The organism is Frigoribacterium salinisoli, assembly GCF_054781095.1.
In genome coordinates this window covers 241,340-262,328 of record NZ_BAAGVB010000001.1, presented here as the reverse complement: position 1 = coordinate 262,328, position 20,989 = coordinate 241,340, and the positions used below count along the sequence as shown (strand labels likewise).

Sequence of the window (20,989 nt, the reverse complement as noted above, 5' to 3'; positions counted from 1 at the left end):
GGTAGCCCTGGGCGGAGCCCTGGAGGGGCGTCGTGACGCCTTCGAGACCTGACCGTCCCGGAGTTCATCCAGAGGACTGAGGGGTCGTCCACCTCAGGGCGGATCGTGCGGTGCCTCCCAGCCCGCGGGAGGGTCGCGGCGTAGACTGGGCCGATCGCGCCGTCGCCGTCGCTCCCACCCTCTCCCCGCCCCGTCGATCGGACGCCCTTCGTGACCGCAGTCCTCCGCCTGCTGCAGCAGCACCGTTCTGCCGTGCGGTTCCTCGTCACGGGCGGCCTCGGCTTCGTCATCACCATGGCGATCAGCTACGGGCTCAAGCTCTTCGTGATCCCCCAGCACCCCGTGACGGCGCTCGCGGTCGGCATCACGGTCGCGACGGTCGTGTCGTACTGGATGAACAAGAAGTGGTCCTTCGACGATCGGGGCGACCTGCACACCGCGCACGAGGTGGTGCTCTTCGTGCTCGTGAGCCTCGTGGGCGTCGCGCTCAACTCGGCTCCGCTGTACCTGTCCCGGTACGGGCTCCACCTCGAGGTGCCCTACGTCACGCGGACCACGCAAGAGGTGGCCGACTTCGTGAGCGGCCCCGTGATCGGCACCGCCATCGCGATGGTGTTCCGCTACTGGGCCATGAACAAGTTCGTGTTCCCCCGCGCGGCCGTGGCGCTGACGACCCGCGAGCTGGCCATCGTGCGCGACGCGCGGACGGGCACCGAGGCCTGACCCCACGCCGGCGCGCGGTTCAGGCGAAGGCCGCCGCGACGCGGGACACCGCGGGCGACACCAGCTCGACCAGGGGCGACCGCCCCACCCCGGCCCGGGACCACGCCACGAAGGCGGCGACGGCGGCCGCGGTCACCGTCGCGCCGGCGACGACGCCGCGTGCGCCGTCCCCGTCCCAGCCGCGCGCCGAGAGGTGCCCGACGACGACGCCCTGGGCGACCGCGACCCGCGTGGCCGCGCTCGTCACGACGTCGTCGCCGAGCCGCATCGTCTCGGCCTGGGTCAGCGCCCAGGGCACGCCCGAGGGGTCGTGCGCCGCGGAGGCCGCGACGAGGGCGCGGGCGACCTCGTCGAGGGGCGTCGCGCCTCCTGTGGTCCGCAGCAGCTCCGGCAGGGACGCGAGGGTGCGGTCGACGTCGACCCAGAAGGTGTCCGCCTTCGAGTCGAAGTAGTTGAAGAACGTGCCCCGGCTGACCCCGGCGCGGCGGGCGACGTCGTCGACGGTCGTGCCCGCGTAGCCCCGCTCGAGGAAGAGCTCGGCGGCGGCGTCGGCGAGGACCGCGGCGGACGACCGGCGCGGACGCCCCACGCGGGCGGGCGGTCGGGCGGCGTCGGTCATGCACCCATCCTGCCGGTAGACTCGACGACGCAGTTCTTGAACGCGGTCGAACAACCGGGCCGCGACGTCCCCCGAGGAGCACCGTGCGCACCCGACTCGTCCCCCTGCTCGCCCTCGCCTCCGCGAGCGGCCTGCTGCTCACCGGCTGCACGAGCGGGGGCGAGCCCGAGGCCGCGACCACGCCGACGCGCGGCGGCACGCTCGTCTACGCGACGGGCGACGCCGAGCCCACGTGCCTCGACCCGCACGTCGGCGGCAACTACCCCCAGGCGCTGCTGGCGACGCAGGTGCTCGAGTCCCTCGTCTCGAAGGACGACGACGGCCAGATCGTGCCCTGGCTCGCCGACTCGTGGCAGGAGGCCCCGGACGGCCTCAGCTGGACCTTCGACCTCCGCGACGGGGTGAGCTTCACCGACGGCACGCCCTTCGACGCCGCCGCGGTCGTCGCGAACGTCGAGCACGTGCAGGACCCCGCCACGCTCTCGTCCACCGGCTACCTCGCCCTGCAGAAGGTGACCGGGGCCGAGGCCGTCGACGACGGCACCGTGCGCCTCGACCTCTCCTCCCCCGACAGCGCCCTGCTCGAGTCGCTCACGCAGCCATGGCTCGCCATGGAGTCGCCCGAGGCCCTGCAGCGCCCGCAGGAGGTCAACTGCGAGTCGCCCGTGGGCACCGGCCCCTTCGTCGTGACGGACTGGACCAAGCAGGACTCGGTCTCGCTCGAGCGCAACGACGACTGGTCCTCCCCGCCCGCCGACGCCGACCTCGAGGGCCCCGCGCTCCTCGACGGGATCACCTGGCGCTTCGTGCCGGACAGCGCGTCGCGCTTCGCGGCCCTCCAGGCGGGCCAGGTCGACGTGATCGACAACGTGCAGCCCGACGTGCTCGTCACGGCGGCCGACGACGACTCGCTCACCGAGATCGACGCCCCTCGGCCGGGCGCCTCCAACCGCCTCGAGCTGAACGCCGGCAAGGCCCCCTTCGACGACGAGCGCGTGCGCGAGGCCTTCGTCCGCGGCGTCGCCGTCGACGACGCGATCGACTCCCTGTTCTTCGGCACGGCCGAGCGCTCCTACTCGCCGCTGTCGAGCGTCGAGCCCCTCGCGCACGGCGACGCCTCCCTCTTCGACGTCGATGTCGACGAGGCGCAGGACCTCCTCGACGAGGCCGGCTGGTCCGAGCGCGACGACGAGGGGTACCGCACGAAGGGCGGCGAGCGCCTCACGCTGCGCTTCCCCGTGAGCACGAACCAGTCGATCCCGGCCGAGCAGTCGCTGTTCGAGCAGGTGCAGGCCGGCGCGCGCACGCTCGGCTTCGACGTGCAGCTCGAGCTGCTCGACCTCTCCAGCTGGTACGCGGCCCTGGGAGCGGACGAGTACGACCTGGTGAGCGCGCCGTACACGAAGGTCGGCCCCGACGTGCTCCGCGTCCTGTACCGCTCCGACGGCATCACGCCCGCGCCGAGCGGCTACTTCGCCAACCACGCCCAGCTCTCCGACCCCGAGCTCGACGACCTGCTCACCCGGGCCTCCGAGACCACCGACGCCGACGAGCGTGCCGACCTGGTCGAGCGGGCCCAGCAGGCGATCCTCGAGAGCCGCACGGTCCTGCCCCTCTACGACCAGCAGAACCACTACCTCGTGAGCGACGCCGTCGCGGGCGTGCGGGCGCTGCCGCCCGTGTCGGCGATCAGCCTCGCCGGCGCGCACCGGGTGCGGTGACGGTCGACGCGCCTCCTGCCCCCGCCCGGGCGCGGCGCGACCCCCGGCCCGCCCTGCGCTGGCTGGCGGGTCGCGTGGTGGGCGGCGTGGTCGTGCTGTGGGCGGTCGCGACGCTCATCTTCTTCGCCGTCCGGCTCGTGCCCGGCGATCCCGCCGAGGCGATCCTCGGCGGGCCGGGCTCGCAGGCCTCCGACGAGGCGCTCGCCCTGGTCCGCGAGCAGTACGGCCTCGACCAGCCGCTCGCCGTGCAGTACCTCGCGCAGCTCGGCCGCCTCGCGACCGGCGACCTCGGGTCGTCGTACTCGCTGCGCGTCGACGTGGCCGACCTGCTGCTCGCCCAGCTGCCCGGGACGCTCGTGCTCGCCGCCGCCGCGCTCGTCGTCGCCTGGGCCCTCGCCCTCGTCGGCGCCTGGTGGGCCTCGCGCAGCGGCCCCGTCGGCGTCCGCGTGTCGTCGGGCCTCGAGGTGCTCGCCTCGTCGCTCCCCCAGTTCTGGCTGGCGAGCGTGCTCATCGTCGTGCTCAGCACCGAGCTCGGCTGGTTCCCGCCCGTGAGCACGGGCACCCCGATCGGGCTCGTCCTGCCCGTCGTGACCCTCGCCGTGCCCGTCGCCGGGTTCCTGGGCCAGGTCACGCGCGACTCGCTGCTCGAGGCCTCGGCAGCGCCGTTCGCGCTCTCGGCGCGGGCCAGGGGCGAGACGCCGGGCGGCCTCTTCGCCCGGCACCTGCTGCGCCACGCCGCGCTGCCGGGCCTCGCCCTCTCGGGCTGGGCGTTCGGCTCGCTGCTCAGCGGCGCCGTCGTGGTCGAGTCGGTCTTCGCCAGGCCGGGCCTCGGTCGCACCCTGCTGCAGGCCGTCACGCTGCGCGACGTCCCGCTCGTCACGGGCGTGGCCCTGGCGTCGGCCCTGGCCTACGTCGTGGTCGTCGCGCTGGGCGACCTCGCCGAGCGGCTCGTCGACCCGAGGAGGCGCACCCCGTGACCGTCCTGCCCGGGCTCCCCGGGGGCGCAGGAGGCCCGGTCGCCCCCGGCTCGGACGTCGCCCCCGCCCCGCGCCCCGCCCGGCGTCCGCGGCCCTCCGCCGTCGAGGTCGCCGCCGCTGCCGTGCTCGGCCTGCTCGTGCTGGCCGCGGTCGCGCCCGGGCTCCTGGCCCCCGCCGACCCGCTCGCCGTGTCGCCGGTCGACGCCTTCTCGCCGCCCTCGCTCGCCCATCCCCTCGGCACCGACGAGTCGGGGCGCGGCCTCTGGACGCGCGTGGTGCACGGCACGGGCGCCTCGCTGCTCATCGGCCTGCTGGCGACCCTGCTCGGCACGGGCCTCGGCGTCGTGCTCGGCGTCGCGTCGGGCCTCGGCCGTGGCGTCGCCGGCCGGGTCGCCGACGCGGGCGTCGGCCGGCTCATCGAGGTGCTCTTCGCGCTGCCGGGACTGCTGCTCGCCCTGGTCGTCATCGCCTTCACGGGGCCGGGCGCCCTGCCCGCGACCCTCGCGGTGGGCCTCGCGACCGCGCCCGGGTACGCGCGCATCGTGCGGACGCAGGTGGCGACGGTGCGGCGCAGCGCCATGGTCGAGCAGGCCGTCGTGCTCGGCCGGTCGCCCGCCACGGTCCTGCTGCGGCACGTGCTGCCCAACGCCCTCGCGCCCGTGGTCGTGCTCGCGACCCTCGGGGTGGGGCAGGCGGTGGTCTGGGCGTCCTCGCTGAGCTACCTGGGCCTGGGCTCCCCGCCGCCCGCGCCCGAGTGGGGCGCGATGCTCGCGGCCGGCCGCACCTACCTCGGCTCCGCCTGGTGGATGACGGTCGTCCCCGGGCTCGCGGTCGTCGTGACGGCGGCCGCCTCGACGGTGCTGGGGCGGGCCCTCACCCGACGCCGCGCGGAGGTCCGCTGATGCTGCGGGTCGAGGGGCTCGCGGTCGCGTTCGGCGGCCGCCGCGTGGTCGACGACGTGTCGTTCTCGCTCGACGCCGGCGAGTGCGTCGCGATCGTCGGCGAGTCGGGGTCGGGCAAGAGCGTCACGGCCCGCACCCTGCTGGGGCTCAGCGGCGGGACCGTCGACGCCCGCCGCCTCGAGCTCGACGGCGACGACCTCCTCGGCCTCGACGAGCGCGCCTGGCGCCGGGTGCGCGGCTCGCGGGTCGGCCTCGTGCTGCAGGACGCCCTCGTCTCGCTCGACCCGCTGCGCCCGGTGGGCCGCGAGATCGACGACGTGCTCCGCCTGCACGGCTCCGCGCGCCCCGCCGAGCGTCGAGCGCGCGTGCTCCAGACCCTGCGCGAGGTCGGCATGCCCGAGCCCGAGCTGCGCAGCCGGCAGCGGGCCGGCGAGCTCTCGGGCGGGCTCCGCCAGCGCGCCCTGCTCGCCGCGGCGCTCGCCCCCCAGCCCGGCCTCGTCGTCGCCGACGAGCCGACGACGGCCCTCGACGCGGCCGTGCAGCGCGTCGTGGTCGACCGGCTCGCCGCCCTGCGCGACGGCGGCACCGCCGTCCTCGTGATCACGCACGACCTCGCCGTCGCCCGCAGGCTCGCCGACCGCGTCGTCGTGCTCCACGCCGGGCGCGTGGTCGAACGGGGACCGACCGACCACGTCCTCCGGGCGCCCGAGGCCGAGCGCACGCGGAGGCTCGTCGCCGCCCTGCCCGCGGGGAAGCCCCGGGGCACGCGACTGTCGCCGGCGCAGGAGGCCGGGGCGCGGCCCGGCGCGACGGTCCCGCCCGCGCGCCCCGCGCCTCCTGCGCCACCCGCCGTCGACCAGCCCGTCGTGCTGCGGGCGACGGGCCTGCGCCGCTCGTTCGGCGCGCGCGCCGCCGTCGACGGCGTCGACCTCGAGCTGCGCGCGGGTGAGACGCTCGGCGTCGTCGGGGCCTCCGGGTCCGGCAAGACGACGACCGCGCGGCTGCTGCTCGGGCTCGAGCAGCCCGACGCCGGCACCGTCGAGCTGCTGGGCGAGCCGTGGTCGCCGCTGCCCGAGCGGCGTCGACGCCCGCGACGCCACCTGCTCGGCACCGTGCCGCAGGACCCGGCCGCCGCCTTCGACCCGCGCTGGACCGTCGCCCGCGTGCTCGTCGACGCCCTGAGCGACGGCCGCGCCACCCGGCCGGGAGCCCGCCGCGACGACGTGTCCGCCCTGCTCGCGCGCGTCGGGCTCGACCCCGACGTGGCCGGCAGGATGCCCGTCACGCTCTCCGGCGGGCAGCGCCAGCGGGTGGCGATCGCCCGGGCCCTGGCGGCGAGGCCCCGCGTGCTCGTGCTCGACGAGCCCGTGTCGGCCCTCGACGTGTCGGTGCAGGCGCAGGTGCTCGACCTCCTCGACGACCTCCAGCGCGCCGACGGCCTGGCCTACCTCTTCGTCTCGCACGACCTCGACGTCGTCGAGCACGTGAGCGACCGGGTCGCCGTCGTGCACGAGGGACGCGTCGTCGAGACCGGGCCCACCGCCGAGGTGTTCGCCACGCCCCGCCACGCGCACACCCGGCAGCTGGTCGCAGCCCGGGGCTGACGACGGCCGGGTACGATCGGGGCAGCACAACCAGGCACCTCACCACCGACACGGTGCCGCCCACACGCCCAGCGAAAGGCCGCACCATGCCCGCACCCCTGCCCGACAAGCCCGCCCTCGAGGGTCTCGAGTCCCGCTGGGGCCAGGAGTGGGAGTCGGCCGGCACCTACCGCTTCGACCGCGGTGCCGCGACCCGCGAGACGATCTTCTCGATCGACACCCCGCCGCCCACCGCCTCGGGCAGCCTGCACATCGGCCACGTCTTCAGCTACACGCACACCGACGTCAAGGCGCGCTTCGAGCGCATGCGCGGCAAGAGCGTCTTCTACCCCATGGGCTGGGACGACAACGGCCTGCCGACCGAGCGCCGGGTGCAGAACTTCTACGGCGTGCGCTGCGACCCGTCGCTGCCGTACGACGCCGACTTCACGCCGCCCTTCGAGGGCGGCGACGGCAAGAGCAGCAAGGCCGCCGACCAGGTGCCGATCTCGCGCCGCAACTTCGTCGAGCTGTGCGAGCGCCTCACCGTCGAGGACGAGAAGCAGTTCGAGGACGTCTGGCGCACCCTCGGCCTCTCGGTCGACTGGACGCAGAGCTACCGCACCATCGACGACCGTTCGCGCTCCATGGCGCAGAAGGCGTTCCTGCGCAACCTCGCGCGCGGCGAGGCGTACCAGGCCGACGCGCCCACGCTGTGGGACGTCACCTTCCGCACGGCCGTGGCCCAGGCCGAGCTGGAGGACAAGGAGATGCCGGGCGCGTACCACAAGCTCGCGTTCCACCGCACGGACGGCCAGGGCGACGTGCTCATCGACACGACGCGTCCCGAGCTCCTGCCCGCCTGCGTGGCCCTCGTCGCGCACCCCGACGACGAGCGCTACCAGCCGCTCTTCGGCAGCACCGTGCGCTCCCCGCTCTTCGACGTCGAGGTGCCCGTGCTCGCGCACCACCTCGCCCAGCCCGACAAGGGCTCCGGCATCGCCATGATCTGCACCTTCGGCGACACCACCGACGTCACCTGGTGGCGCGAGCTCGACCTGCCCAACCGTGCCGTCGTCGGGTTCGACGGCCGCTTCGTCAGCGAGCCCCCGGCGGCGATCGAGTCCGAGGCCGGACGCGCCGCCTACGCCCAGCTCGCCGGCAAGACCGTGTTCAGCGCCAAGCAGGCCGTCGTCGACCAGCTCACCGCCTCGGGCGAGCTGGTCGGCGAGATCAGGAAGATCTCGCACCCCGTCAAGTTCTTCGAGAAGGGCGACAAGCCGCTCGAGATCGTGTCGACCCGCCAGTGGTACGTCGTGAACGGGGCCCGTGACGAGCAGCTGCGCAGCACCCTGCTCGAGCGGGGCCGGCAGATCGGGTTCCACCCCGACTTCATGCGCGTGCGCTACGAGAACTGGGTCGAGGGCCTCAACGGCGACTGGCTGATCTCGCGCCAGCGCTTCTTCGGCGTGCCGATCCCCGTGTGGTACCCGCTCGACGGCGACGGCAACCCCGTCTTCGACAGCCCGATCGTGCCCGACGAGGCGTCCCTGCCCGTCGACCCGTCGTCCGACGTCGCGCCGGGCTACCAGGCCGACCAGCGCGGCGTGCCCGGCGGGTTCCAGGGCGAGGTCGACGTCATGGACACCTGGGCGACCTCGTCGCTGACCCCGCAGCTCGCCGCCGGCTGGGAGGTCGACCCCGAACTCTTCGAGCTCGTCTACCCGTACTCGCTGCGCCCGCAGGGCCAGGACATCATCCGCACCTGGCTCTTCTCGACGGTGCTCCGCTCGCAGCTCGAGCACGGCGTCGCGCCCTGGTCGGACGCGAGCATCTCGGGCTTCATCGTCGACCCCGACCGCAAGAAGATGTCGAAGTCGAAGGGCAACGTCGTGACGCCCGCCGGCATGCTCGAGGAGCACGGCTCGGACGCGGTGCGCTACTGGGCGGCCTCGAGCCGCCTGGGCACGGACGCGGCCTTCGACCCGCAGAACCCGAAGCAGATCAAGATCGGTCGTCGCCTCGCCATCAAGGTGCTCAACGCCGCGAAGTTCGTCTACTCGTTCGAGCTGCCCTCGGGCGAGCACTCGATCACGGAGCCGCTCGACCTCGACCTGCTGGCCGAGTTCGCCGGCGTCGTGCGCACGGCGACGGAGGCGCTCGACGGCTACGACCACGCCCGCGCGCTCGAGACCACCGAGAAGTTCTTCTGGACCTTCTGCGACGACTACCTCGAGCTCGTCAAGGAGCGCGCCTACGGTGCCACGACGCCCGCCGAGCAGGCGAGCGCCGTCCTGACGCTGCGCCTCGTGCTGGAGGGCCTGCTGCGCCTCCTCGCGCCGTACCTGCCCTTCGCCACGGAGGAGGTGTGGTCCTGGACCCACGACGACTCCGTGCACCGGGCCTCCTGGCCGTCCGTCGACGAGCTCGGCGAGGTGGGCGAGCCCACCGGGCTGCTCGGCCTCGTCGGCGCCGCCCTCATCGGCGTGCGTCGCGCCAAGTCGGAGGCCAAGGCACCGCAGAAGACGCCGGTCGCGACCGCGACCATCGCGGCCCCCGCCGCCCAGCTCGAGGTGCTGCGTCGCGCCGAGGGCGACCTGTCCGCCGTCGGGCGCATCCGGTCGCTCGCCTTCGTCGAGGGCGAGGAGCTCGCCGTCACCGACGTCGAGCTCGCCGAGCTGCCCGAGCAGGCGGGCGCCTGATGCAGCTGGGCACCCGGTGGAGCGTCGGTGCGGAGGCACCCTCGCGCCTGTCGCCCGAGGTGGTCGAGGCCGTCGCCGGCGTCGAGCGCGAGCTCGCCGACCAGGGCGTCGACGCGTCGACCTGGCGCTGGACGCTGACCTGGCTCGAGGGCAAGCCCGTCGTCGAGCTCGACGACGGCACCTCGATCACGGTCGACCAGGACGGCACCGCCCGGGTCACCGACCCGGAGGACGCCGCCGAGGAGGACTGACCCCCGGCACGACGACGGCCCCGCGACCCCGTGTCGCGGGGCCGTCGTCGTGCCGCGTGCGCCCGCGGCACGCCCGCACCATGCGGTCCAGGCGCGCGCGAGCACCTCGCCGTGCGGCATGAGGAGGGTGCCGACCGGATCGTCGCGCCAGGCGAGCCACGCGGCGGCGATCTCGTCGAGCTCGACGGCCGTCGCGGCACCGCTCGACACGGCCTGCTCGGCGAAGGAGGATAGCGTGGCCCGCTCGGCCCAGGCCCCGCCCCACCAGGAGCGCTCCGCGTCGGAGGCGAACCTGCCCGACCGACGAGACGGGACGCCCTCGGCCTCAGGCGGACTTCTCGGCGCGCACCGCGCGGCGCGGCACGATGGTGGGTGCCGCGTTCTCGAGCACCGCGGCGCGCGTGACGACGACCTTCGCGACGTCGTCGTCGCTGGGCACGTCGAACATGATGGGCCCGAGCACCTCTTCGAGGATGGCGCGGAGCCCGCGTGCGCCCGTCTGCCGCAGGACGGCGAGGTCGGCGATGGCCTCGAGGGCGGGGCGCTCGAACTCGAGCTCGACGCCGTCGATCTGGAACATGCGCTGGTACTGGCGCACGAGGGCGTTCTTGGGCTCGGTGAGGATCTGCATCAGCGCGACCTGGTCGAGCTGGGTGACCGTCGTGACGACGGGGAGACGGCCGATGAACTCGGGGATGAGACCGAACTTGTGCAGGTCTTCGGGGAGCACCTCGCTGAACAGCGTGGCCTCGTCCTCCTTGTTGTGGAGGGGGGCGCCGAACCCGATGCCCCGCTTGCCCGCCCGGTTCGAGATGATGTCCTCCAGGCCGGCGAAGGCCCCGGCGACGATGAACAGCACGTTCGTCGTGTCGATCTGGATGAACTCCTGGTGGGGGTGCTTGCGACCGCCCTGCGGCGGCACCGACGCGACGGTGCCCTCGAGGATCTTGAGCAGCGCCTGCTGCACGCCCTCGCCCGAGACGTCGCGCGTGATCGACGGGTTCTCGGCCTTGCGCGCGATCTTGTCGACCTCGTCGATGTAGATGATGCCCGTCTCGGCCCGCTTGACGTCGTAGTCGGCGGCCTGGATGAGCTTCAGCAGGATGTTCTCGACGTCTTCACCGACGTAGCCGGCCTCGGTGAGCGCCGTGGCGTCGGCGACGGCGAACGGCACGTTGAGGCGCTTGGCGAGCGTCTGGGCCAGGTAGGTCTTGCCGCAGCCGGTGGGACCGATGAGCAGGATGTTCGACTTGGCGATCTCGACCTCGTCGGCCAGCGTCTCAGCCGCCGTGAGGGTCGACGTGGACCGGATGCGCTTGTAGTGGTTGTAGACGGCCACGGACAGCGCGCGCTTGGCCGGGTCCTGGCCGATGACGTACTCCTCGAGGAACGAGTAGATCTCGCGCGGCTTCGGCAGCTCGAACTCGCTCGCGGGCTCCTCGCCGGTCTCGGCCAGTCGCTCCTCGATGATCTCGTTGCAGAGCTCGACGCACTCGTCGCAGATGTAGACGCCGGGGCCGGCGATCAGCTGCTGCACCTGCTTCTGGCTCTTGCCGCAGAACGAGCACTTGAGCAGATCGGCACTCTCACCTATGCGCGCCACGCCCGCCTCCTCTGACCCCGCCCGGACGACCCGGATCGTCCGTCGAGCCTAACCCGAGCCGGGGACACTCCGTGAACGCCACGAGGGCCCCGGGATCATCCGGGGCCCTCGTGACGCGGTGGAGGAGCGTCAGCGCGTGAGCGCCTGGAGCGACGCCTTGCGCGACGTCAGCACCTGGTCGACGAGGCCGTACTCCAGGGCCTCCTGCGCACCGAGGATGTTGTCGCGCTCGATGTCGCGGTTCACCTCTTCGGGCGTGCGCTTCGAGTGCTTCGACAGCGTCTCCTCCAGCCAGGTGCGCATGCGGAGCACCTCGGCGGCCTGGATCTCGATGTCGGACGCCTGGCCCTGGCCGGCGCCGCCGGTGGCGGGCTGGTGGATCAGCACGCGCGCGTTCGGCAGCGCGAGGCGCTTGCCGGGCGTGCCGGCGGCCAGCAGCACCGCCGCGGCCGAGGCCGCCTGACCCAGGCACACGGTCTGGATCTCGGGGCGGATGTACTGCATCGTGTCGTAGATCGCCGTCATGGCCGTGAACGAGCCGCCGGGCGAGTTGATGTACAGCGTGATGTCGCGGTCCGGGTCCATGCTCTCGAGCACGAGCAGCTGGGCCATGACGTCGTCGGCCGACGCGTCGTCGACCTGCACGCCGAGGAAGACGATGCGGTCCTCGAAGAGCTTGGCGTACGGGTCCTGGCGCTTGTAGCCGTAGGCCGTGCGCTCCTCGAAGCTGGGCAGGATGTAGCGGGAGCTGGGGGTCTGCACGCGACCGGCGCCACCCATCATCGGAAGTTCCATGTGTCCTGTTCTTCTCTCTGGTCGGTGATAGCGGGTGGGCGTCAGGCCTGGTCGGTGCCGCCGCCGCCGGTCACGTCCGTGGCCGAGCCGCGGATGTGGTCGACGAAGCCGTACTCGAGGGCCTCCTCGGCGGTGAACCAGCGGTCGCGGTCGCCGTCCTCGTTGATCTGCTCGACCGACTTGCCGGTCTGCGCGGCGGTGATCTCGGCGAGTCGGCGCTTCATCGAGAGGATGAGCTGCGCCTGGGTCTGGATGTCGGAGCTGGTGCCGCCGAAGCCACCGTGCGGCTGGTGCAGGAGCACGCGCGCGTTGGGGGTGATGTACCGCTTGCCCTTCGTGCCGGCGGTGAGCAGCAGCTGGCCCATCGAGGCGGCCATGCCGATGCCGACCGTCACGATGTCGTTGGGCACGAACTCCATGGCGTCGTAGATCGCCATGCCCGCGGTGATCGAGCCACCGGGCGAGTTGATGTAGAGGTAGATGTCCTTCTCGCTGTCCTCCGCGGCGAGGAGCAGGAGCTTGGCGGCGATCTCGTTCGCGTTCTCGTCGCGCACCTCAGCCCCGAGCCAGATGATGCGGTCCTTGAGCAGTCGGTCAAACACACTGTTGGGCAGTGTCACGTCGGCCATGGTGGAGCTCCCATTCAGTTCAGGTTGCGTTCGAATCTACAGAGGTGGACGCGCCGGATCCGGCCTGTTCGCCCACGGCAGATGACCGCTGCGGCGCAGGAGGCGCGCAGCGGCGAGCGGGACGTCGCGGGACGACGGAGGGCCGGGTGCGCACTGCACCCGGCCCTCCTGTCACCGCGTCGACCTACTCGTGGTCGTGACCGGCGTGGTCGTCGTCGGAGCCGACGCCGGCCGTCGCCGTAAAGGCCGACAGGTCGACCTCGGCGCCCTTGTCGTCGACGACCTTCGCCTTGCTGAGCACGACCGCGAGGGCCTTGCTGCGGGCGACCTCGCCGACCATGGCCGGGATCTGGCCGTTCTGGTCGAGGACCTTGATGAACTCGCCGGGCTCCATGCCGTACTGGGCGGCGCCCTGGATCAGGTACTGGGTGAGCTCGTCCTGCTCGACCTTGACCTGCTCCTTCTCGGCGATGGCGTCGAGCAGCAGCTGGTTGCGGAAGGCCTTCTCGCTGGCCTCCTCGACCTCGGCACGGTGCTCGGCGTCCTCGAGGCGGTTCTCCTGCTCGAGGTGGCGGTGGACCTCGTCCTCGACGAGCTTCTCGGGGATCGGGATCTCGACCTGCTCGAGGAGCTTGTCGACGACCTGGTCGCGCGCCTGGGCGCCCTGACCGAAGGTCTTCGACTTGGCGAGCTGCTCCTTGAGGTCGCCCTTGAGCTCGTCGATGGTGTCGAACTGGCTGGCGATCTGCGCGAAGTCGTCGTCGGCCTCGGGGAGCTCGCGCTCCTTGACGGCACCGACGGTGACGGCGATGAGGGCGGTCTGGCCCTCGCGGTCGCCACCGAGGAGCGTCGACTCGAACGTCGTCGACTCGCCGGCGGTGAGGGACTCGAGCGCCTCGTCGATGCCCTCGATGAGGTCGCCGGAGCCCAGCTCGTACGAGATGCCGGTCGCGTTGTCGACCTCGTCGTCGCCGATGGTGGCGGTGAGGTCGATCTGCACGAAGTCGCCCTTGGTGGCGGGACGGTCGACCGTGACGAGCGTGCCGAAGCGCGTGCGCAGGTTGGTCAGCTCGTCGGCGACCTCGTCGTCGGTGATGTCGACGCTGTCGACCGTGAGCTCGAGGCCCTCGTAGTCGGGCAGGTCGAACTCGGGGCGCACGTCGACCTCGACGGCGATGGTGAGGTCGCCCGAGAAGTCCTTGACGTCGGGCCAGCCGACGACGTCGGCCTCGGGGCGACCGAGGACGCGCACCTCGGACTCGGTGACGGCGTCGCGGTAGAACCCGTCGAGGCTCTCGCTCACGGCGTGGTTGAGGACCTCTTCGCGGCCGACGCGCTGGTCGATGATGGGCGGCGGCACCTTGCCCTTGCGGAAGCCGGGGATGTTGACCTGCTCGGCGATGTGGCCGTAGGCGTGCGTGATGCTCGGCTTCAGCTCGTCAGGGCTCACGACGATGTTGAGCTTGACGCGCGTGGGGCTGAGCTGTTCGACCGTGGTCTGGACCAATGTGGGGCTTCTCCTGTGTCGGCGGCGCTGGGCTCACGTCCGAGCCAGCAGGTAGACGATCGTCGGGGCGACAGGACTCGAACCTGCGATCTTCCGCCCCCAAAACGGACGCGCTAGCCACTACGCTACGCCCCGTGCATCACCATGAAGTCGACCCTCTCTGAGGTCCCCGTTGAGGTCGGGGAGAAATGGCCGGGCTCGAGTCTAGCGGACCCCGTGCGCGCCGTGACGGACCACGCCGATCGGATGCCGTATGCTTGGCGTGCCCGTGCGGACACCGCCGGCACGGGGATGTAGCTCAATGGTAGAGCCCCAGTCTTCCAAACTGGCTACGCGGGTTCGATTCCCGTCATCCCCTCCACAGCACGACGACCGCCGACCGGCGGCCCCTCCTCCCGGCTAGCGCTGCAAGAAGGCCAGCACGGCGAGCACGCGCCGGTGGTCGGTCCCCGTGTCCTCCAGCAGCAGCTTCTGGAAGATGCTCGTCACGTTCTTCTCGACGGCCCCCGTGCCGATGAACAGCTCGGCGGCGATCGCCGTGTTCGTGCGCCCCTCGGCCATGAGCGCGAGCACCTCGCGCTCGCGCGGCGTGAGCGCGGCCAGCGGGTCGCCTCGCCGCCCCATGAGCTGCTGCACGACCTGCGGGTCGAGCACGGTGCCGCCGGCCGCGACGCGCTCGAGCGCGTCGCTCAGCTCGTCCAGGCTCGTCACGCGGTCCTTGAGCAGGTAGCCGACGCCGCCCGAACCGGCCGCGAGCAGCTCCTGGGCGTAGGCCACCTCGACGTACTGCGAGAGCAGGAGGATCGCGAGGTCCGGGCGCCGACGTCGCGCCTCGATCGCGGCACGGACGCCCTCGTCGCGGTGCGTGGGCGGCATGCGGACGTCGAGGATCGCCACGTCGGGGGCGTCGCCGTCGAGCGCGGCGAGGAACGCGTCCCCGTCGGGGTGGGCAGCGACGACCTGGACGCCGAGCTCCTCGAGCAGGCGGACGAGGCCCTCGCGGAGCAGGACGGAGTCGTCGGCCACGACGACGCGGAGGGGCGGGGTCACCCGCTCATCCTAGGAGCGGACGACCGGGGCCGCCGTCGGGGGCCGGCTCACGCCTCCTGCGCGGCCGCCCGCGCCCCGAGGGGCACGGGGATGCTCACGGTGACGACGGTCGGGCCGCCCTGCGGGCTCGTGATGTCGAGGGACCCGCCCAGGCCGACCAGGCGCTCCTGCACGCCCGCGAGGCCGTGGCCGTCGCGGAGGCCCGCACCGCCGCGCCCGTCGTCCTCGACGACGACGTCGAGCAGCGTGCCCCGCCCGTCGCGCGCCGGTCGCGTGCCGATGCTGAGCCACGCCTCGCCCGCCGCGGCGTGCTTCGCGACGTTCGTCACGAGCTCCGCGGCGATGAAGTACGCGTTCCGCTCGAGCTCGGCCGGCAGCACGGCCCCCTCGGGCAGGGCCGACCGGAACGTGGTCGGCACGGGCGCCGTGGCCGCGAGCGACGACAGGGCGGCCGAGAGCCCGCGGTCGGCGAGGAGGGGCGGCGCGAACCCCCGGCTGAGCGCCCGGAGCTCCTCGAGCGCGTCGCGGGACAGCTGGAGGGCCTCGGCGATGAGGCCCCGTGCACGCTCGGGATCGGCCTCGACGGCGCGCGAGGCCGCACCCAGGTCCATCTGCAGCCGGACGAGGCGCTGCTGCGGACCGTCGTGGATGTCGCGCTCGAGCCGGCGCAGGGCCGTTCCCTCGGCCGACACCGCGGCCGAGCGCGACACCTCGAGCCCCGCGACCTCGGCCGCGAGCTGCTCGCTGCGGAAGCCCCCGAGGAGCGCGTGGCCGATCCGCTCGTGGAGCAGCACCAGGAGGTGCACGAGCGACGGCAGGAGCACCACGAGGGCCAGCGCGCCGCCGAGGGAGAGGAGCCCCCACCCGAGGCGGTCCCCCGCCGTGGCGGCCCACTGGCCCCACACCGGACCGGACGACGCCAGCCGGGCGATCCCGAACGTGGCGCCCAGCAGGCTCCAGAGCACGGCCGCGCCGACCAGGGAGGTCGACACGGCGCCCACGACCGGGAACACCACGACCGTGAACAGCAGGTACAGCCAGTAGTGCGGGTTCGCCAGGACCGACACCGCACGGAGCGCTCCCCCGCTCCCGGGCGCGGTCCGCGGGGACCAGTCGACGGGGCGGGCACGGTGCCCGGTCGCCCAGTGGAGGCGCACGAGCTCGACGTGCCCGAACCACCGCGCGGCCCACAGGGCGCCGACGAGCACCGCCGCCGCCAGCGCGAACGCGGGCAGCGAGCTCGTGCCGTTGCCGAGGAGGGCGGCCACCGTGAACGAGAAGCCGCCGACCAGCCCGACGAGCACGGCGGTGAGCGCCAGGTAGCCGGCGCCGCGCGGCAGTGCGCGCCAGTGGCGCCGCCACGCCCCTCCGGCGGGGCGGACTGGGAACGCCCCCGTGACCTCGGTGGGCTCCCGCCCGTCGTCGGGTCCGGGTCGGGGGATGGTCCTGATGGGGTGCTCCTGCGTCATGGTCCGAGCCTGCCGGGACGACCGGCTCGGTCCCATGGTGCCAGCGGACCGGGTCGGACGGGGGCTCACCCCCGTCCCGGGCAGGCGAGCCTGCCCTTGCTGAGCCGAGCCTCAGCTTCGTTGCGCCCGTCGTCAGGACGGCTAGCGTCGTACCCACCGTCTCGGAAAGGACATGCCATGACCGACGTCACCATCACCGTCCCCCAGGGTTCCGTCGACCCGGACGTCGCCGCCGGCGTCGCCCAGTTCTTCGGACCCGTCGTCGCCGACCTCACCGCGCTGGGCGTCAACGGCAAGCAGGCGCACTGGCACGTGCGCGGCATCGCGTTCATCGCCGTCCACGAGCTCATCGACACGGTCGTCGAGCACGCCCGCGAGTGGGCCGACCTGGCCGCCGAGCGCGTCGTCGCCCTGGGCCTGCCCGTCGACGCGCGCATCGGCACCGTGGCCGCGACGACGCGGATCCCCGCCACGAGCCCCGGCTTCAACCAGATCGACCGCACGGTCGCCGAGCTGGTGGCCCAGATCGACGCCACGCTCGTCGGCGTGCGCACCGCCATCGACGAGCTCGGCGAGCTCGACGCCTCCAGCCAGGACGTCGCGATCGAGATCTCGCGCGGGCTCGAGAAGGACCGCTGGTTCCTCGCCGCGCACGTCGCCGGCTGACGTCCTGCCACCCCCACTCGGGCCGCTGCTCCTCCGGGGGCAGCGGCCCGCGTCGTCCGCCGGCCCGGCGCCCCGGCGCCCCCCGGCGCCCCCGGCCCCGGCCCTACAGGTCCAGGTGGGTGGCCCGCCCGGCGACGAACGTCGCCGAGACGGGCATCGCCCGCAGCTGCTCGCCGTCGGCCGCCAGCGGGTCCCCCTCGGTGACGACCAGATCGGCGACGTCGCCGAGGGCGACGGCGCCGCGACCGTCGGTCGAGGCGGCGTGCGCCACGGACGACGGGACGCGCTGCTCGGGATGCCACGGCTCGCGTCCGTCGCGGCTCCGCGTGACCGCCGCGGCCATCGAGGCCCAGGGGTCGAGCGGTGCGACGGGCGCGTCCGAGCCCAGGCGCAACGTCGCCCCGGCGGCGACGAGCGCCTCGAGCGCGAAGGCCTGCCCGGTGCGACCGGCCCAGTACGCGTCGGCCTCGTCCCGGTCGTCCATGGCGTGCTCGGGCTGCACGCTCGCGACGACGCCGAGACGTGCGAAGCGCGGCACGTCGGCCGGGCGGACGAGCTGGGCGTGCTCCATGCTCCCGCGCGCACCGGTGGCCTCGAAGGCGTCGAGCACCTCCGTCACGGCCGCGTCGCCGATCGCGTGGACGGCCGGGACGAGACCCGCGTGCCAGGCCCGCGCCATCAGGGCCCGCAGCTCGTCGGGCCGGTACGTGGCGACGCCGCGCCCCGGGTCCTCGCCGTGCAGGGACGCGTAGGGCTCGTGGCACCAGGCCGTCCGCGTGCCGAGCGACCCGTCCGTGATGATCTTGGCCGGTCCGACGGTGACGAGGCCCGCGCCTCCTGCCACGACGTCGCCCGTGCGCAGCCCGCGGGCGATCGCCTGCTCGAGCTCGGCCGGGTAGACGCCGCAGCGGACGCGCAGCTGGTCCGTGCCCGCCCCGACGCGGCGCACCCAGCGGTCGATCGAGGGGGTCATCTCGAGGTCGACGACGCCGACGACGCCGCGGGCGGCAGCAGCACGGACGGCGTCCGCGACCCAGCCGTCGAGCACGGCGTCGGGCACGACGCTGACGTCGGCGGTGACGGCGAACGCGTCGGCCTCGCGCAGGAGGCCCGAGCCGTCACCCGGCCGTCCGTGCCGTCGCAGCGCCGCCCCGTTCAGCCAGGCGGCGTGCAGGTCGCTGCTCACGAGCACGACGGGCACGGGACCGCTGACCGCGTCGAGCAGGGTCGCGCTCGGCGCGTCCGGCCAGAGCCCGTCGCGGTACCCGTAACCGACGAGCGTCTCGCCCGGAGCGGGAGGATCCGCCCGGAGCCGCTCCCCCACGAGCGACGCGGCCTCGGCCGCGGACCGGGCGCTGCGCAGGTCGAGCCGCCGGCGCACGAGGGCCCACTGGTCGAGGTGCACGTGCGCGTCCCAGAGTCCCGGGCCGAGCCAGCGCCCGTCGAGCTGGACGACCTCGGCCGCGCCGGGTGCGATGCCCGCGGCGATCGCCTCGACCGTGCCGTCCTCGACGAGGACGTCGACCACGTCGCCGCCCCGACCGACGAGCCGAGCACCGCGGAGCAGCAGCGCGCTCATCGCCCGTGCACCCGTCGCATCTCGGCGGCGAGCGCGGGCTGACGGTACCGGTCGCCGTGCTCGAGCTCGTCGATGATCCGGTCCACGACCTCCGGCGGCTTGTTCTGGCTGAGCTTGTGGCGGGCGTCGAAGCGCGTCACGCGGATCCGGAGGCCCACCGTGCCCTGGGCGAGCCGGCGCGTGCCCGCCTCGTCGAGGGTCAGCGAGCTCGGCTCGGGCACGACGCGCTCGAAGTGGTCGACGAGCTCGCCCAGGACCCGGTAGTTCTCGTCGTCGGACAGGATCTCGGGCACGCCCCACAGGTGCGCCGTGACGTGGTTCCAGGTCGGCACGACCTGGCCCTCGGGGTACCAGCCCGGCGACACGTAGCCGTGCGGTCCCTGCACGACGACGAGCACCTCGTGCTCGCCGAGCTCGTGCGACCGCTCGTCGGGTCGACCGACGTGGCTCAGGAGCACGATCTCGCCGGGCGCCGACTCCTCGAGCAGCACCGGGTAGTGGGAGGCCACGAGGCCGTTCGCGGTGTGCGACACGATCGTCGCCCACGGGTTCTCGGCCACGAGGCGGCGCACCTCGGCGACGTCCTCGACGACGAACTGCGGCGTGCGCCTCACGACGCCTCCTGCGACGCGGGCGCCATCTCGTCCGGTCCGATGCCCGCCTGGCAGCTCGGGCACCAGTAGAGCTTGCGGCCGGCCGCGTCCTCCATCGTCACGGTCGTGCGGCAGACGCGGCAGGGCAGCCCCTCGCGGTGGTACACCCAGTGCCGCTCGTCGCGCGTCGCGAGGGCCCGCTCGTACGCCTTGCCCCGCAGGCCGTCGCGGGTCATCATCTGCCCGAGCTCCACGCCGCTCTTGAGCAGCTTGGTCCAGTCCTTCCAGAGCGACGTCGCCATCTCGGGCGGCACCTGCGAGCCGGGCGTCCACGGGTTCAGCCGCGCCCGGAAGAGCATCTCGGCCCGGTAGATGTTGCCGATGCCGCTCACGACCGACTGGTCCATGAGCAGGAGGCCGATCGGCGTGCGCGTCTTCGCGATCCGCTCGCGGAAGCGTCGCTCGCCCACCCGCGGCGAGTCGACGAGCGGGTCGGGGCCCAGCTTGGCGAGGACCTCGTCGACCTCGGCGGGGCCGAGCACCTCGCACTTGGTGGGGCCACGGAGGTCGGCCACCGCGTCGTCGATGAGCAGGCGCACGCGCACCTGACCGACCGGCTCGGGCGGGAACCCCTCCTCGACGTCGTCGTGCCGACGCTCGGACTCGGCCATGCGCAGGCGCGTCGTGCGCGGCGCGCCGATGCTGTGCGGGCTGTCCTCGCCGTCGGCGTCGAGCACGAGGCCCTGCTGCCGGGCGCGCCCCTTGCGGCCGCCCGCCGTGGCCGCCGAGGGCTCGGTGCTGATCCGGCCCGCGAAGTCCCACGCCCCGTAGAGGCCGAGGTGGACGCGCAGGAACAGCCCGCCCTGGAACTCGAGGAAGAGCTGCTTGCCGACCGCCTTCGAGCCGATCATGCGCACGCCGTCGAGCTGGGCGGCGCCGGCCGCGAAGCGGCCCTGCGGCGACGACGCCGCCACGCGGTGCCCGACGAAGGTCTGCGCGAACTGGTTCGCGATGCGGTGGACGGAGTGTCCCTCGGGCACGACGGCCCCTCTCGACGTGGGTGGACGGGGCGGCACGGCAGGGGCCGCGCCGAGCGGAGCCGGAGGCCGCGGGTCAGTCGACCGGGTGACCGGCGATCGCACCCGTGGTCTCGTACTCGCCGACCTGGGCGATGCGGCGCGCGTGGCGCTCGTCGCCCGAGAAGGGCTCGGCGACGAAGGCGTCGATGAACGCCAGCACCTCGGCCTCGTCGTGCTGGCGCGCGCCGATCGCGATGACGTTGGCGTCGTTGTGCTGACGCGCGAGCAGTGCCGTCGAGAGGTTCCACACGAGCGCGGCGCGCACGCCCTCCACCTTGTTCGCGGCGATCTGCTCGCCGTTGCCCGAACCGCCGAAGACGACCCCGAGGGCCTGCTCGCCGGCCCGCTGGTCGCGCACGACCGCCCGGGCCGCCGCGATGCAGAACGAGGGGTAGTCGTCGAGCGGCTCGTAGCTCGTCGGCCCGTGGTCGGTGACGTCGTGGCCGGCGTCGCTCAGGTGTTGGATGACGGTCCCGCTGAACTCGAGGCCGGCGTGATCGGTCGCCACGTGGATGCGCATGGCGTCCATCTTGGCACCGAC

Annotated in this window: 19 protein-coding genes and 2 tRNA genes; 9 read left to right on the top strand and 12 right to left on the bottom strand. The window is 73.6% G+C overall.

Annotated features, from left to right (window positions below; translation table 11 throughout):
- The first annotated feature begins 210 nt into the window (after positions 1 to 210).
- Positions 211 to 723: a GtrA family protein gene (locus ACYVHQ_RS01295; RefSeq protein WP_460510180.1), complete on the top strand. Its 513-nt coding sequence runs from the start codon at positions 211 to 213 to the stop codon at positions 721 to 723.
- A gap of 19 nt (positions 724 to 742) precedes the next feature.
- On the opposite strand, the gene ACYVHQ_RS01290 is transcribed toward ACYVHQ_RS01295, so the two are convergent.
- Entirely contained in the window at positions 743 to 1,342 is a 600-nt protein-coding gene (locus ACYVHQ_RS01290; protein WP_460510178.1) for a TetR family transcriptional regulator, read from the bottom strand.
- A gap of 83 nt (positions 1,343 to 1,425) precedes the next feature.
- Between ACYVHQ_RS01290 and ACYVHQ_RS01285 the strand changes: the two genes are divergently transcribed.
- The 6 genes from ACYVHQ_RS01285 (at position 1,426) to ACYVHQ_RS01260 (ending at position 9,478) form a co-directional block, all read left to right on the top strand.
- Positions 1,426 to 3,063, top strand: a complete 1,638-nt coding sequence (locus tag ACYVHQ_RS01285) for an ABC transporter substrate-binding protein (protein WP_460510176.1) — start codon at positions 1,426 to 1,428, stop codon at positions 3,061 to 3,063.
- On the top strand, positions 3,060 to 4,040 hold the full coding sequence (locus ACYVHQ_RS01280) for an ABC transporter permease (RefSeq protein WP_460510174.1): 981 nt from the start codon (positions 3,060 to 3,062) through the stop codon (positions 4,038 to 4,040). Before ACYVHQ_RS01285 ends, ACYVHQ_RS01280 begins: the two co-directional genes overlap by 4 nt.
- Before the next feature lie 5 nt (positions 4,041 to 4,045).
- The gene (locus tag ACYVHQ_RS01275; RefSeq protein WP_460511205.1) at positions 4,046 to 4,942 is read left to right on the top strand and encodes an ABC transporter permease; all 897 of its coding nucleotides are present in this window, start codon (positions 4,046 to 4,048) and stop codon (positions 4,940 to 4,942) included.
- Positions 4,942 to 6,546 carry a nickel ABC transporter ATP-binding protein NikE gene (gene nikE, locus ACYVHQ_RS01270; protein ID WP_460510172.1) on the top strand — a complete coding sequence of 535 codons (1,605 nt, stop codon included), beginning with the start codon at positions 4,942 to 4,944 and terminating at the stop codon, positions 6,544 to 6,546. Before ACYVHQ_RS01275 ends, nikE begins: the two co-directional genes overlap by 1 nt.
- An 86-nt stretch (positions 6,547 to 6,632) precedes the next feature.
- Positions 6,633 to 9,227, top strand: a complete 2,595-nt coding sequence (valS, locus tag ACYVHQ_RS01265; RefSeq protein ID WP_460510170.1) for a valine--tRNA ligase — start codon at positions 6,633 to 6,635, stop codon at positions 9,225 to 9,227.
- Complete coding sequence (locus tag ACYVHQ_RS01260) at positions 9,227 to 9,478, top strand: hypothetical protein (RefSeq protein ID WP_460510168.1); 252 nt, start codon at positions 9,227 to 9,229, stop codon at positions 9,476 to 9,478. The genes valS and ACYVHQ_RS01260 overlap by 1 nt, the downstream gene beginning before the upstream one ends.
- 325 nt (positions 9,479 to 9,803) lie before the next feature.
- On the opposite strand, the gene clpX is transcribed toward ACYVHQ_RS01260, so the two are convergent.
- The 5 genes from clpX to ACYVHQ_RS01235 form a co-directional block, all read right to left on the bottom strand.
- Positions 9,804 to 11,081, bottom strand: a complete 1,278-nt coding sequence (clpX, locus tag ACYVHQ_RS01255; RefSeq protein ID WP_460510166.1) for an ATP-dependent Clp protease ATP-binding subunit ClpX — start codon at positions 11,079 to 11,081, stop codon at positions 9,804 to 9,806.
- 129 nt (positions 11,082 to 11,210) lie between these two features.
- Positions 11,211 to 11,876: an ATP-dependent Clp protease proteolytic subunit gene (locus tag ACYVHQ_RS01250; RefSeq protein ID WP_460510164.1), complete on the bottom strand. Its 666-nt coding sequence runs from the start codon at positions 11,874 to 11,876 to the stop codon at positions 11,211 to 11,213.
- A 41-nt stretch (positions 11,877 to 11,917) separates the two neighbouring features.
- Positions 11,918 to 12,505, bottom strand: coding sequence for an ATP-dependent Clp protease proteolytic subunit (locus ACYVHQ_RS01245; protein WP_460510162.1), 588 nt, complete (start codon positions 12,503 to 12,505; stop codon positions 11,918 to 11,920).
- A gap of 184 nt (positions 12,506 to 12,689) precedes the next feature.
- A complete protein-coding gene (tig, locus tag ACYVHQ_RS01240; protein ID WP_460510160.1) occupies positions 12,690 to 14,012 on the bottom strand; it encodes a trigger factor in 1,323 nt (440 codons plus the stop codon).
- A gap of 62 nt (positions 14,013 to 14,074) precedes the next feature.
- Positions 14,075 to 14,147: transfer RNA gene (locus ACYVHQ_RS01235), tRNA-Pro, on the bottom strand.
- A 152-nt stretch (positions 14,148 to 14,299) separates the two neighbouring features.
- Between ACYVHQ_RS01235 and ACYVHQ_RS01230 the strand changes: the two genes are divergently transcribed.
- Positions 14,300 to 14,373 (top strand) — tRNA-Gly (locus tag ACYVHQ_RS01230).
- A gap of 38 nt (positions 14,374 to 14,411) precedes the next feature.
- On the opposite strand, the gene ACYVHQ_RS01225 is transcribed toward ACYVHQ_RS01230, so the two are convergent.
- A complete protein-coding gene (locus ACYVHQ_RS01225; protein WP_460510158.1) occupies positions 14,412 to 15,062 on the bottom strand; it encodes a response regulator transcription factor in 651 nt (216 codons plus the stop codon).
- Positions 15,063 to 15,109: 47 nt separating this feature from the next.
- On the bottom strand, positions 15,110 to 16,531 hold the full coding sequence (locus tag ACYVHQ_RS01220) for a sensor histidine kinase (protein ID WP_460510155.1): 1,422 nt from the start codon (positions 16,529 to 16,531) through the stop codon (positions 15,110 to 15,112).
- A 177-nt stretch (positions 16,532 to 16,708) separates the two neighbouring features.
- Between ACYVHQ_RS01220 and ACYVHQ_RS01215 the strand changes: the two genes are divergently transcribed.
- Positions 16,709 to 17,197: a Dps family protein gene (locus tag ACYVHQ_RS01215; RefSeq protein ID WP_460510153.1), complete on the top strand. Its 489-nt coding sequence runs from the start codon at positions 16,709 to 16,711 to the stop codon at positions 17,195 to 17,197.
- 103 nt (positions 17,198 to 17,300) lie between these two features.
- Here ACYVHQ_RS01215 and ACYVHQ_RS01210 read toward each other — a convergent pair whose 3' ends face one another.
- The 4 genes from ACYVHQ_RS01210 to ACYVHQ_RS01195 form a co-directional block, all read right to left on the bottom strand.
- Positions 17,301 to 18,776, bottom strand: a complete 1,476-nt coding sequence (locus tag ACYVHQ_RS01210) for an amidohydrolase (RefSeq protein ID WP_460510151.1) — start codon at positions 18,774 to 18,776, stop codon at positions 17,301 to 17,303.
- Positions 18,773 to 19,390, bottom strand: coding sequence for an FMN-binding negative transcriptional regulator (locus tag ACYVHQ_RS01205; RefSeq protein WP_460510149.1), 618 nt, complete (start codon positions 19,388 to 19,390; stop codon positions 18,773 to 18,775). Before ACYVHQ_RS01205 ends, ACYVHQ_RS01210 begins: the two co-directional genes overlap by 4 nt.
- Positions 19,387 to 20,409, bottom strand: a complete 1,023-nt coding sequence (locus tag ACYVHQ_RS01200) for an Fpg/Nei family DNA glycosylase (protein ID WP_460510147.1) — start codon at positions 20,407 to 20,409, stop codon at positions 19,387 to 19,389. Before ACYVHQ_RS01200 ends, ACYVHQ_RS01205 begins: the two co-directional genes overlap by 4 nt.
- Positions 20,410 to 20,482: 73 nt before the next feature.
- Complete coding sequence (locus ACYVHQ_RS01195) at positions 20,483 to 20,968, bottom strand: ribose-5-phosphate isomerase (RefSeq protein WP_460510145.1); 486 nt, start codon at positions 20,966 to 20,968, stop codon at positions 20,483 to 20,485.
- Between the last annotated feature and the right edge of the window lie 21 nt (positions 20,969 to 20,989).